Consider the following 12,097-nt stretch of genomic DNA (forward strand, 5'->3'; position numbering starts at 1 on the left):
AATCTAAACTTGCAAAAACATCAGGATCCCTGTAATAAAGGATCGCAAGTCAAAGTTAGGTCAATAAGGAGCGATATGATATCCCTGAAAACTGGGATTTTTAGCCGGGAAGAAAAATAGGCGCACTGAATTCCGCAGAAAAGAGATAAATCCTTAACTTTATCCCTCGGCTCCAGTTTATCCTGAGCCCTTCGATAAACTCAGGACAGGCTAAAATCGAAGAGCTCAGGAACCGACAAACCCGCACCGGTTATCGATATCCACCAAATAGAGTTTAAACAGAAAAACAAATAATTGGTATGAGCATAAAAAAACCGTTTAATCTTCAGCAGTGGATCGATGAGCACAGGGATCTTCTGAAACCTCCGGTAGGGAACAAGAACCTGTATGTAGATTCCGGAGACTATATCGTTATGGTAGTGGCCGGGCCCAATGCCCGGAAAGACTATCATTATAACGAAACCGAGGAGTTCTTTTACCAGATAGAAGGGAATATTAAAGTGATCGTTCAGGAAGAAGGGGAGTCCAGGGAAATGGAACTCCACGAGGGGGATATGTACCTGAACCCGGCAAAAGTGCCGCATTGCCCGGTGCGGAGCGAAGGCTCCATAGGCCTGGTCATAGAGCGGAAAAGAGCGGGAAAAGGATTTACCGACGGGTTGTTGTGGTATTGTGACAACTGTAACCACAAATTGCATGAAGTCTATTTTGAGCTACACGATATAGAAAAAGACTTTCTGCCGCATTTTAAGACCTTTTACAATTCCGAATCCCTGCGTACCTGCGACAAATGTGGTACGGTAATGGAAGCGGACCCGAGGTTCACCGGATGATCATTTGTCTTTCCGGCTGACGAGGGTTACTCCGGCAACAAGACATATCAGGGCACCTCCGATATACATATATGCTGTTTTTTTGGAAGAGGTGTCTTCCGCTTTCAGTTCCAGGTCGCCGATCTTCAGGCCGCTTTCGCTGGAATCCAGTTTGTCAATTCCGATGTAACCTGCTACCAGTGCGGCCAGGATCAGGATCAATGCAATGATCTTTTTCATAATTTAGGAATTTTAGCCTCAATGAACTCGTTTAAACTTTTTTGATTGAAGCGAAAAAGTTTAAACGAGTTCAATATAAAGTTACAAATAAAAACGAATGTCCCGGATATTTCGTATTCCTCTTTTTTGGAAAATAATTATTTGTAACTTCGTAAAAAATTTAACAAATAACACAAAAAAAGTTATAAATGTCATTAACAGCAACAGGTTCCGGCCCCTCGACTTCGCTCGGGATAGCAGGGACGCTCAAGGAATTGGGAATAAAAGATGTAAATAACGGAACTTCAACCGGAAAGGATGGCTTCGGAAGTGGCGAACTGATCGAATCTTATTCTCCGGTAGATGGTGCTTTGATAGGCAAGGTGAGTACTACAACCCGGGAAGATTATGAAAAAGTGGTCACTGCTGCCACGGAAGGTTTTAAAAAATGGCGGACCATGCCGGCTCCGCAACGGGGAGAGGTGATCAGGCAATTCAACGACGAGCTTCGCCGTTTAAAAGAGCCCCTGGGAAAACTGGTGTCCTATGAAATGGGAAAATCTTATCAGGAAGGTCTTGGCGAAGTGCAGGAAATGATAGATATCTGTGATTTTGCCGTAGGGCTTTCACGCCAGTTGCACGGGCTTACCATGCATTCCGAACGCCCGGGGCACCGCATGTACGAACAATACCATCCGCTGGGAGTTGTCGGGATCATATCCGCATTTAACTTCCCGGTAGCGGTGTGGAGCTGGAATACAGCTATTGCATGGGTCTGTGGGGATGCCTGTATCTGGAAAGGTTCAGAAAAGACCCCGTTGACCTCAGTGGCCTGCCAGAACATCGCAGCCCGGGTGTTTGCCGAGAACGGGCTTCCGGAAGGGATCTCCTGCCTCATCACCGGCGATCACAAGGTGGGGGAAATGATGACACAGGACGAACGTATACCGCTGATCTCGGCCACAGGTTCCATCCGTATGGGTAAGATCGTGGCACAGGCCGTGGCAGCACGACTTGGAAAATCACTGCTGGAACTCGGCGGAAATAATGCCATTATCGTAACCCCGGACGCCAATATCAAAAACACGGTGATCGGCGCGGTATTCGGCGCGGTAGGTACCTGTGGTCAACGATGTACCTCTACCCGGAGGCTGATCGTTCACGAAGATGTTTACGACAAGGTGAAGAACGCCATTGTGGATGCCTATAAACAACTTCGTATCGGCAATCCGCTGGACGAGAACAACCACGTGGGGCCGCTTATCGATAAAGATGCCGTTGGAAATTACCTGAATGCGCTGAAAAAAGTGGAGGAAGAAGGCGGAAAGATCCTGGTAGAAGGCGGAGTGCTGGAAGGAGAAGGTTACGAAAGCGGATGCTATGTAAAACCTGCCATTGCAGAAGCTGAAAACCATTTTGAGATCGTACAGCACGAAACCTTTGCCCCGGTACTTTATCTGTTGAAATACAGCGGCGACCTGGACAATGCCCTTCAATTACAGAATGGTGTGAAACAGGGATTGTCTTCGGCCATTATGACCAATAACCTGCGCGAAGCAGAACGTTTCCTCTCTGCAGAGGGATCGGACTGTGGCATTGCCAATGTGAACATAGGTACCAGTGGTGCGGAGATCGGAGGAGCCTTCGGTGGCGAAAAAGAGACCGGCGGTGGCCGCGAGTCCGGTTCCGATGCCTGGAAAGTGTATATGCGAAGACAGACCAATACCATAAATTATACCACCGAGCTTCCCCTGGCACAAGGGATCAAGTTCGATCTGTAGGATATCGGAAAGTATGTTCGATATTTAAAGTTACAGGTTGCAGGTTGCAGGTTGCATGCTGAATTAAAACCTTTAACCTGTAACACCAAATATCACCCTATACCGTACGGTGCGTTTGCCCTGGAATTACCCCGACCCCGGAAGGGACAAAAGGATATGTATAACCTAAATTCATAAAAGATGAAAAGAGTAGTGCTTAGTACTATGGTGGCCTTCGGGGTCATTACCCTGTGGACTTCCTGTAAGAATAAGGAAAAATCTCAGGTGGAGGAAGAAGTTAAGATAGAGGAGACTACTGAAGAGCCGGAGGAAGTGACCGATATGCACAATGCGGCTAATTCCCTGGATTTTGAAGGGGTTTATGAGGGAACTATCCCCTGTGCGGACTGTGAAGGCATAAAAACGACGGTAACCATAGGTAAAGACCATGCTTTTACGGTGATTAGTGAATACCTGGGAAAAGAGGGCGACAATACCTTTACGGACAAAGGGACCTGGGATATCGAGGAGAGTACCATTACCCTGAAACAGGAAGACGAAAGTGTAATGAAATTTTTCGTAGGAGAAGGTTTTATACAGTTCCTCGACCAGGAAGGCAATAAAATAGAAGGTGACATGGCCGATATGTATATTTTGAAGAAAACCGAATGAATAGGTTATTAAGAAATATTAGAAGAGGCTGCTTAAAAGTATAAAGTAAAAACGTCACCCTGAACTTGTTTCGGGGTCTCATCTTAACTGATCAGACAATCGTTATGGGATCCTGAAACAAGTTCAGGATGACGGAAAGGAAATATACTTTTAAGCAGCCTCTTTTTATTGCACCTGTTCCCCCTTGGCGGTTTTTGCTTTTTGTATGCTGTCGGATTTTCTTTGATCTTCCCGGGCTTTCTCGAATTCTTCTTTCATCTCCTCCAACCGGCTTTGAACTTCCTCGTACATGGAAGCGTAAGTTGTGGGTTTGGAAGCGTAGTAGGTATTGCTTTCGACAAACCGGAGACTGTCTATGCCGTATTTCTGATAAATAGCTTTTTCCGAAACGATCTCGTCCTTGTTTATCTTGTCAGTATTGACCCCCCTTACTGCATTCAGCAGGGCAATATCCAGAAGAATGTCGGTCATCTGTTTTTGGGAGATGAGGTTATCGGGTTTTTCTACCGTTTTGTCTTTGCAGGAAACGATGCCCAGCAGAAAGATACAGCCCCATAATATATGCTTTAGCTTCATGTCTCTTTTTTTAACGGTCGAACTCCAGCCGCTTTACACGGCGCAATTCATGAAACGTTCCGTTGTTATACGCCAGGTTTCCGTTTACAAAGGTATGGGTAATTCCCGATTGAAAAGAAGTCCCCTCAAACGGAGACCATCCGCATTTGTAGAGCACATTTTCCCGGGTCACGGTGTTCGGGCTGTTGAGGTCGGTCAGGACGAGATCGGCGAAATATCCTTCTCTCAGGAATCCCCTTTTCTTTATCTGGAACAATACAGCAGGGTTGTGGCACATTTTTTCCACCATTTTTTCCAGGGATATCCTTCCCTTGTGACAGGCCTCCAGCATGGCTGTCATGGCGTGTTGCACCAGTGGTCCGCCGGAAGGGGCGTTGGCGTAATTGTTTTGTTTTTCCTTTAATGCATGCGGGGCGTGATCGGTGGCAATGACATCGATACGGTCGTCCAGCAGGGCCTGCCACAATCCTTTGCGGTCTGCAGGGGTTTTTACGGCGGGGTTCCACTTGATAAAAGTCCCCTTGCTTTCGTAGTCATCATCACAGAACCAAAGGTGGTGGATACATACCTCGGCCGTTATTTTTTTGTCTTTCAGTGGAATATCATTGCGGAACAGCCCGGTCTCCTTTGCCGTGGAAAGGTGAAAGACATGAAGCCTTGCCCCGGTCTTTTCTGCCAGGGCCACAGCCCGGGAAGACGAGAGGTAACACGCTTCCTCGCTCCGGATGACCGGATGGTATTTTATCGGGATATCATCGCCATAGATGGCCTTGTATTTTTCGAGATTGTTGCGGATGGTGGCTTCGTCTTCGCAATGGGCGGAAATAATGAGCCCGGTATTGGAAAAGATATTCTCCAGGACTTTTTCGTCGTCAACCAGCATGTTGCCTGTGGACGATCCGAGAAAAAGTTTTAGCCCGGCGCAGGATTTCGGGTCTACCCGGAGTATTTCTTCCAGGTTGTCGTTGGTACCGCCGAACATAAAGGAATAATTGGCATAGGAGGTTTTGGACGCTATGCCAAATTTTTTTTCGAGTTTTTCAATGGTAGTGGTCTGCGGATTGGTGTTGGGCATTTCTATAAAAGAGGTGATCCCTCCGGCTATGGCAGCCCTGCTTTCTGTTTCTATGGTTGCCTTATGCGTAAGCCCGGGTTCCCGGAAGTGTACCTGGTCGTCTATGGCCCCGGGAAAGAGATATTTCCCTTTGGCATCGATCACCGTACAGTTTTCGGCAGAGATATCCTTATCTATTTTTACAATGATCTCGTCCTCTATCAGGACATCAGTTTCAAACTTCCGGAATTCATTGACCGCAATGGCATTTTTTATCAGCGTTCTCATTATTTCGTTTATTTTTTTCCGGGGGACACCCCTCTACTTCGACTGCGCTCAGCAATCGTGGCATCTCCCCTCAAGGGGAGAAAGTTTATCTTTTTAATAGGATTATTGTACCCTACGGTGTTTTTACCTTTAAATTCCCTTCCTGGAGAGAGGTTGAGCCCGAACTAAAACCCATCTTTTTTGAACAAACTTCGCAATTTCATGGACAGTACGCCAAAAACGGCTTCGTTAATGATCTTTCCGTTCATTTTGGAGCTGCCTTTTTCCCTGTCCTTGAAAATGATCGGCACCTCCACGATATTGAACTTTTTGAGAAAGGCGCGAAACTTCATCTCTATCTGGAATGCATATCCGACAAAGCGGATATTGTCGAGGGCTATACGCTCTATCACTTCTCTTTTATAACACATAAAGCCCGCTGTGGGGTCGTGTATACGCATACCTGTTATGAACTTCACATAAAAAGATGCCCCATAAGAGAGCAGGATGCGTTGCATAGGCCAGTTCACCACGTTCACTCCCTTAACATACCTGGAGCCGATAGCCACGTCCGCACCGTGAAGGGCACAGGCGTTGTACAGGCGTACAAGGTCTCTCGGATTGTGTGAAAAATCGGCATCCATTTCAAAAATATAGTTATATCCTTTTTGTATAGCCCATTTAAAACCATGGATATAAGCCGTTCCCAGTCCCGATTTTTCTTTTCTTTCTTCTATAAACAGTCTGTCGGGGAATTCCTGTTGCATTTCCTTTACCTTTTCTGCCGTGCCATCGGGAGAGTTATCGTCGACAATAAGGATGTGAAAGTTTTTTTTCAATTGAAGTACCTCGCTGACGATAGCTTCTATATTCTCAATTTCGTTGTATGTAGGAATGATTACCAGACCGTCCGCTTGCATAAAAAATTTTAAATAGAGTACAAAAATAGAATTTCCTTCGTTATTTTATCGTTATGCCCTGAGGTATTTAAATATCGAACTGTTTTATGGCTAAAATAGTGCATTATTCTCACACATTATTGAGTATTTTTGCTTGAAATTTTCCGGAAGTATGAGCATTACGCAAAAAAAAGGACGATTATTGCTGCTTTTTTTAGTTGCATTGACCATAGTGAACCTGGTCCAGGCCCTGGTCACGCAATTGATATATGACGAGGCTTACTATTGGTATTTTTCCCGGAACCTCAGTTGGGGATATTTCGACCATCCGCCTATGGTAGCCGTTTTTGCTTTCCTGGGAACCACTCTTTTTGACAATGAGCTGGGCGTACGCCTGTTTGCACCATTTCTCTTTTCCGGGACTATCTTTCTGCTCTGGAAACTGATCGACGACGAGAGGAAATACAAGTACACCTGGCTGTTCTGCCTGCTAGCGGGATCTGTGGCACTGTTTAATGTTTACGGTTTTTTTATGCTCCCGGACACCCCGCTGCTCTTTTTCGCCGCATTGTTCCTTTACGGATACAAGCAGTTTTTGAAAAAGGAGAATACGGCTGCAATACTGATCCTGGCCTTCAGTATGGCGGCGATGATGTACAGTAAATACCATGCCATATTGCTTATCGGATTTGTTATATTATCTAATCCGAAGTTGTTGTTCCGGTACCGGTTCTGGATGGCCGCCGCCCTTTCGTTGGTGTTGTACATACCGCATCTCTACTGGCTTTACGAAACCGATTTTGTCTCTCTGAAATATCATTTGTCGGGAAGGGCAAACAGCTTTTATCGCATCAGGTTTACGTTGAATTATATTCTGAATGTCCTTGTTGTGCTGGGGTTCTCTTTTCCATTGATCTACTGGGCTCTTTACAGGTATACCCGTTTTGGCGATCTGAAGAACCATGTTTTTGACCGGGCACTGGTATTTATCACATGGGGGATCATTGTTTTTTTCTTCCTCTCGTCGCTTAACCGGAAAACCCAGGCACAATGGCCCTTGTTAACCGAATTGCCCCTCATCCTGCTCGCTTTCCGTTACAGTCTGGACCGGGAGAAGTTCCGCAAGTGGCTGCGGATTACAAGTATTATATCGCTGGTGGTGATCTGTATGGCCCGGGTGATACTGGTAAGTGAAACGCTTTCGCCTATCAGTTATGAAACCCACGGAAACAAGAGATGGACACAGGAACTCTACAAAAAAACCGACGGATTGCCGGTGGTTTTTGAAAACTCTTACCGGAATGCCAGTATGTATGCTTTTTATACGAGAGTGCCTGTGTATTCGCTGAACAGTGCAGATTACCGGCAAAGCCAGTTCGATATTGATAGTTCTGAATACAGGCTCCAGCATAAAAAAGTGGCTTATATGTCGGGCCGGAAAGATTTCGATTCGATCATACAAATGCGGATCGGCAAGGGAAAAGGGCATCCGTGGAAGGGAAAGATCATAGAGGACTTCAGCTCTTTCCGGAAGCTGATATGCCAGGTGGAGGACGAGAAAATTGTCCGGGGCCGGGATTCGATATCCCTTACACTCACAAATCCGTATAGCGAAGGAGTGGCCTTTGAAAACCTGAAATTTTACGGCTTTTTGCTGAACGAAAAAAAACAAATAGAGGATACGATAAACATATATCCCGGAAATAATGACGGAACCAGAGCCCTCAGTGCCGAAAGCACCATATGGTTCCGGGCCGGGCTCGACAGTGTTCAGAAACTGTCAAACACCAAATTGTTCCGCGTATCCATATCCGAGAACGACTTACCTGCCGGGTTTCAGGGAAATATTATACCCATTGAGGATTAATTGTGGTAAAAGGTCGGAGGTAAGGTTGGAGGACACCCCCCCTGCCCCCCCTCAAGGGGGGAGCCTTATCTTTTTTAAAGGGCGTTAGAACTCCCCCCTTGAGGGGGGGCAGGGGGGGTGTAACCAAACTGAAACAGAACTTTGAACTTCGAATAGCAATACAGGCGTCATGGAAATATTGTACAGAGAAGTAAACACACATACGGTAGAGACCATTTTGCTGCTGGGTTGTATCGGGTTGATCACCTTTGTGAAGATCACCCATGAGATCAAGTTCCAGCGTTTTCTCGGGGCCTATGTCTCCGATAAATATTTGAAACTGTACGGAAAGGAGCAGGATCCTAGCATTAACAAGTTCAATACCCTGCTTTTTGTGGTTCAGCTTATTGTTTTCGGGATGTTGCTGGAATACAGTCTGGAATACCTGGATATTGTTCCGGACAATATCAACCTGTTGCTGGTTATTGTAGGCCTGGGGCTGTTTGTGATGTTCAAGTTTTACCTGGAGAAGATCGTAGCCACAATTTTCGACCTGAGCTTTTTTCTCGATCAGTATAATTTTCATAAGTTGACCTACAGGAACCTGACAGCCATAGTTTTACTTCCTTTGATGGCCCTACTTATTTATAACCCTATGGAGAAGAAGATTGTCTTATTTATAACGATCTCAATATTTCTTTTATTAAACTTCATTGCATGGGGGCGAATACTTAAAAAACATCAAAAATTTCTCTTTAAGAAGTTGTTTTATTTTATTTTGTATCTTTGCGCACTGGAAATAGCGCCTTATTTGATCATTGCCCGGGTGGCATTTTTCAGTTGAGGAATTAAACAAAATGGTTAATATGAAAGTGAAAACAATCTTGGTTTCCCAGCCGGAACCTAAAGTAGAGAATTCACCATATTTACAGCTTGTAGAGAAGCAAAAAGTAAAAATAGATTTCAGGCCTTTTATCCATGTAGAGGGGGTTAATGCAAAAGAAGTAAGGCAGCAAAAAATTGATTTAACCAAGTTTACTGCTATTGTACTTACCAGTAGGAATTCTGTTGACCATTTTTTCCGGATTGCGGAAGAAATGCGCTTTAAAGTGCCGGACACGATGAAATATTTCTGCCAGTCCGAAGCTGTGGCTTACTACCTGCAAAAATATGTGGTATACCGCAAGCGTAAAATATATGTAGGTAAAAGGACATTCCAGGACCTTGTTCCCATGATCAAGAAATACAAGGACGAAAAATTCTTATTGCCTTCGTCTGATGTCCTGAAATCTTCAGTACCGGAGGCCCTGGACGATCTTGGCATTGAATGGAAAAGAGCTATACTCTACAAAACGGTGATCAGCGACCTGTCTGACCTGAGGGATGTATATTACGATATTCTTGTGTTCTTCAGCCCGTCCGGGATAGAATCGTTGTTCAAGAACTTTCCGGATTTTAAGCAAAACGATACCCGTATAGCGGTATTCGGGAATACCACCGTAAAAGCGGCTACTGATGCCGGGCTGCGTATAGACATTCAGGCACCCACACCGGAAACACCATCCATGACCATGGCCCTGGAAAAATATATTTCGGAAGCGAATAAGAGGTAATTTTTGTTTTGTCACGAATACACGAATATTTTTTGTGTACTTATATATAATAAAAGAACCCTGCCGATGGCAGGGTTTCTTTTTTTTTAAAGGCATTCGTGTATTTGTAGCAGGAAACCTTATTGAGGTGCCCCGTTAAGGATCTCTTCGTTGGCAGAGGCTTCATACCTGGAAAAGTTCTTTTTGAATGCCTCTGAGAGCACTGCAGCCTGTTTGTCATAGGCCTGTGTGTCTGCCCAGGTGTTACGGGGATTCAGTACTTCCGAAGGTACGCCGGGGCAGCTTTGTGGTACTGCCAGGCCGAATACCGGGTGTTTTTCAAAAGTAACACCATCCAGTTCTTCCTTTAGTGCGGCAGAGATCATGGCCCTGGTATATTTGAGTTTCATACGTGATCCTGTACCGTAAGGGCCTCCGGTCCATCCCGTGTTGACCAGCCAGACATTGACATTGGCCTCCTTCATTTTGGCGCTTAACATCTCCGCGTATTTCGTAGGGTGTAATGGCATAAAGGGTGCGCCGAAACAGGCCGAAAACGAAGGCAAGGGCTCATCGATCCCCGCTTCCGTACCGGCCACCTTGGCCGTATAGCCCGAAATAAAATGATAGGCAGCCTGTCCGGGGGTAAGCCTGGAAATGGGAGGTAATACTCCGAAAGCATCCGCAGTGAGGAAAAATATGTTTTTGGGCTGGTAACCTATGGAAGGTTCCTGAATGTTATTAATGTGATAAATGGGATAACTTACCCGTGTGTTTGGTGTGATGCTGATGTCGTCAAAATCCACTTCTCCCTTGTCGTTGAGAATAACGTTTTCCAGTAGGGCGCCCTTTTTGATGGCCCCGTAAATGTCTGGTTCGTTTTCTTCGGAGAGATTAATGACCTTGGCGTAACACCCGCCTTCGAAATTGAATACGGAATTTTCGGCTGTCCAGCCGTGTTCGTCATCACCGATGAGCCTGCGTTCCGGGTCGGCAGACAAAGTGGTTTTGCCGGTTCCGGAAAGGCCGAAAAAGATAGCGGTGCAGTCGTCTTTGCCAACATTGGCACTGCAGTGCATGGGGAGGGTGTTCTTAAATACGGGCAGTTCAAAGTTAAGGGCGGAGAAAATGCCCTTTTTGATCTCTCCCGTATAACCCGTGCCACCGATCAATGCAATTTTTTTGGAAAAGTTCAGAATAGCAAAATTGTGCTGCCTGGTACCGTCTTCTTCCGGATCGGCATAAAAGTCCGGTGCGTTGATCACCGTCCATTCTGTTTCGAAGGTTTCCAGTTCGTCCAATGAGGGCCGCAGGAACATGTTGTAGGCAAAAAGGTTGCTCCACGGGCATTCGGTGATCACCCGGATGCTGGTACGGTAATCGGCATCGGCGCAGGCATAGCAATCCCTGACAAAGATCTCCTTTCCGGACAGGTGTTTCACTACTTTTTGGTAGAGCTTATCAAACTTGTCCGCATCGAACGGAATGTTGATGTCTCCCCACCATACCTTGTCGCGGGTAATATCGTCCTTAACGATAAAACGGTCTTTGGGTGATCGCCCGGTGAACTCCCCGGTGTTTATCGCAAGGGCCCCGGAAGAGGCTGTTTTGCCCTGCCCTTTTTTAATGGTGATCTCATGCAGCTTTTCCGGAGAAAGCTGGTAATAAACCCTGGCTTTTTCGATTCCGTAGGTCTCTATCGAAATCGTTTTCGTGTTGAGTGTGTTGTTAATCATTACGAAATAGTTAGTGTGTGTTTTTACAGTACAAAAGTAAAAATTAATCCTAACGAAATCGTTTTAGTGTTATATTTATTTGGTTTTGACCCTCAAAAAGTTATAAAACAATACAGCCCAGGCAACGATAAGAAGTGTTCCGCCAATGGGGGTAACGATGCCTATGGTTCTGAAATCAAAAGAAGAAAGGTTGTTGGTAGCCAGGGCATAAATGGATCCCGAAAAAAGGATGATCCCTACGCTTATCAGCCAGAAGAGTATTTTTTTAGATTTTTCCGGCAGTACGGCCAGGTTTCCGATAAAGAGCAGGAGCAGGGCGTGGTACATCTGGTATTTTACGCCGGTTTCAAAGGTGCCGATAGCTTCTTTGCCTATGGCCTCCTTTAGCGCGTGGGCACCGAAAGCCCCCAGGACGACGGCCAGAAATCCGAAAAGTGCAGCAGTACAAAAGATGGTTTTTTTCATGTTTTTTTTATTGTTTTTTCAACGGTTACGACCTGTCCCGAAGCATTGAGGGATGGAACCTCCATCCAACTGTTGGGAAGATTCGACGATTAAAACAATTATGCGTGTTTGTGCTTTAAAGATTATTTTAATCATGTTGGTTTCATAGTATTGGTTTATGACAGGAAAAGCGGCCTGCCTTGTGCAAATATCAAAAAAT

Annotated in this window: 12 protein-coding genes; 6 read left to right on the forward strand and 6 right to left on the reverse strand. The window is 45.5% G+C overall.

Annotated elements, in window-relative coordinates:
• The first annotated feature begins 299 nt into the window (after positions 1 to 299).
• Positions 300 to 833 carry a 3-hydroxyanthranilate 3,4-dioxygenase gene (locus KN811_RS18680; protein WP_187967033.1) on the forward strand — a complete coding sequence of 178 codons (534 nt, stop codon included), beginning with the start codon at positions 300 to 302 and terminating at the stop codon, positions 831 to 833.
• On the opposite strand, the gene KN811_RS18685 is transcribed toward KN811_RS18680, so the two are convergent.
• On the reverse strand, positions 834 to 1,052 hold the full coding sequence (locus tag KN811_RS18685) for a hypothetical protein (RefSeq protein WP_187967034.1): 219 nt from the start codon (positions 1,050 to 1,052) through the stop codon (positions 834 to 836).
• Positions 1,053 to 1,240: 188 nt separating this feature from the next.
• On the opposite strand from KN811_RS18685, the gene amaB reads away from it, so the two are divergent.
• On the forward strand, positions 1,241 to 2,812 hold the full coding sequence (amaB, locus tag KN811_RS18690) for an L-piperidine-6-carboxylate dehydrogenase (protein WP_187967035.1): 1,572 nt from the start codon (positions 1,241 to 1,243) through the stop codon (positions 2,810 to 2,812).
• A gap of 180 nt (positions 2,813 to 2,992) precedes the next feature.
• A complete protein-coding gene (locus KN811_RS18695; RefSeq protein ID WP_187967036.1) occupies positions 2,993 to 3,463 on the forward strand; it encodes a copper resistance protein NlpE in 471 nt (156 codons plus the stop codon).
• A 165-nt stretch (positions 3,464 to 3,628) separates the two neighbouring features.
• On the opposite strand, the gene KN811_RS18700 is transcribed toward KN811_RS18695, so the two are convergent.
• The 3 genes from KN811_RS18700 to KN811_RS18710 form a co-directional block, all read right to left on the reverse strand.
• A complete protein-coding gene (locus KN811_RS18700) occupies positions 3,629 to 4,039 on the reverse strand; it encodes a DUF4296 domain-containing protein (protein WP_187967037.1) in 411 nt (136 codons plus the stop codon).
• 10 nt (positions 4,040 to 4,049) lie between these two features.
• Positions 4,050 to 5,381 carry a dihydroorotase gene (locus KN811_RS18705; RefSeq protein WP_187967038.1) on the reverse strand — a complete coding sequence of 444 codons (1,332 nt, stop codon included), beginning with the start codon at positions 5,379 to 5,381 and terminating at the stop codon, positions 4,050 to 4,052.
• 164 nt (positions 5,382 to 5,545) lie between these two features.
• Positions 5,546 to 6,280: a polyprenol monophosphomannose synthase gene (locus KN811_RS18710; protein WP_187967039.1), complete on the reverse strand. Its 735-nt coding sequence runs from the start codon at positions 6,278 to 6,280 to the stop codon at positions 5,546 to 5,548.
• A gap of 151 nt (positions 6,281 to 6,431) precedes the next feature.
• Between KN811_RS18710 and KN811_RS18715 the strand changes: the two genes are divergently transcribed.
• From KN811_RS18715 to KN811_RS18725, 3 genes are all read left to right on the forward strand, one after another.
• Positions 6,432 to 8,126, forward strand: coding sequence for an ArnT family glycosyltransferase (locus KN811_RS18715; protein ID WP_187967040.1), 1,695 nt, complete (start codon positions 6,432 to 6,434; stop codon positions 8,124 to 8,126).
• A gap of 169 nt (positions 8,127 to 8,295) precedes the next feature.
• Positions 8,296 to 8,949, forward strand: a complete 654-nt coding sequence (locus KN811_RS18720; RefSeq protein WP_187966568.1) for a DUF4271 domain-containing protein — start codon at positions 8,296 to 8,298, stop codon at positions 8,947 to 8,949.
• A 22-nt stretch (positions 8,950 to 8,971) separates the two neighbouring features.
• A complete protein-coding gene (locus KN811_RS18725) occupies positions 8,972 to 9,718 on the forward strand; it encodes a uroporphyrinogen-III synthase (protein WP_187966569.1) in 747 nt (248 codons plus the stop codon).
• A 119-nt stretch (positions 9,719 to 9,837) separates the two neighbouring features.
• Here the strand turns inward: KN811_RS18725 and pckA are convergent, their stop codons facing one another.
• A complete protein-coding gene (gene pckA / locus KN811_RS18730; RefSeq protein WP_187966570.1) occupies positions 9,838 to 11,433 on the reverse strand; it encodes a phosphoenolpyruvate carboxykinase (ATP) in 1,596 nt (531 codons plus the stop codon).
• A gap of 75 nt (positions 11,434 to 11,508) precedes the next feature.
• Complete coding sequence (locus tag KN811_RS18735; RefSeq protein ID WP_187966571.1) at positions 11,509 to 11,898, reverse strand: DUF423 domain-containing protein; 390 nt, start codon at positions 11,896 to 11,898, stop codon at positions 11,509 to 11,511.
• Positions 11,899 to 12,097 lie beyond the last annotated feature (199 nt).

The organism is Sinomicrobium weinanense (genome assembly GCF_018863395.1).
In the GTDB taxonomy this organism is placed as follows: Bacteria; Bacteroidota; Bacteroidia; order Flavobacteriales; family Flavobacteriaceae; genus Sinomicrobium; species Sinomicrobium weinanense.

Bases quoted from the DNA above. Each gene is read 5' to 3' on its own strand.
- KN811_RS18680 (WP_187967033.1), top strand. From the start codon at position 300: ATGAGCATAAAAAAACCGTTTAATCTTCAGCAGTGGATCGATGAGCAC.
- KN811_RS18685 (WP_187967034.1), bottom strand. From the start codon at position 1,052: ATGAAAAAGATCATTGCATTGATCCTGATCCTGGCCGCACTGGTAGCA.
- amaB (WP_187967035.1), top strand. From the start codon at position 1,241: ATGTCATTAACAGCAACAGGTTCCGGCCCCTCGACTTCGCTCGGGATA.
- KN811_RS18695 (WP_187967036.1), top strand. From the start codon at position 2,993: ATGAAAAGAGTAGTGCTTAGTACTATGGTGGCCTTCGGGGTCATTACC.
- KN811_RS18700 (WP_187967037.1), bottom strand. From the start codon at position 4,039: ATGAAGCTAAAGCATATATTATGGGGCTGTATCTTTCTGCTGGGCATC.
- KN811_RS18705 (WP_187967038.1), bottom strand. From the start codon at position 5,381: ATGAGAACGCTGATAAAAAATGCCATTGCGGTCAATGAATTCCGGAAG.
- KN811_RS18710 (WP_187967039.1), bottom strand. From the start codon at position 6,280: ATGCAAGCGGACGGTCTGGTAATCATTCCTACATACAACGAAATTGAG.
- KN811_RS18715 (WP_187967040.1), top strand. From the start codon at position 6,432: ATGAGCATTACGCAAAAAAAAGGACGATTATTGCTGCTTTTTTTAGTT.
- KN811_RS18720 (WP_187966568.1), top strand. From the start codon at position 8,296: ATGGAAATATTGTACAGAGAAGTAAACACACATACGGTAGAGACCATT.
- KN811_RS18725 (WP_187966569.1), top strand. From the start codon at position 8,972: ATGAAAGTGAAAACAATCTTGGTTTCCCAGCCGGAACCTAAAGTAGAG.
- pckA (WP_187966570.1), bottom strand. From the start codon at position 11,433: ATGATTAACAACACACTCAACACGAAAACGATTTCGATAGAGACCTAC.
- KN811_RS18735 (WP_187966571.1), bottom strand. From the start codon at position 11,898: ATGAAAAAAACCATCTTTTGTACTGCTGCACTTTTCGGATTTCTGGCC.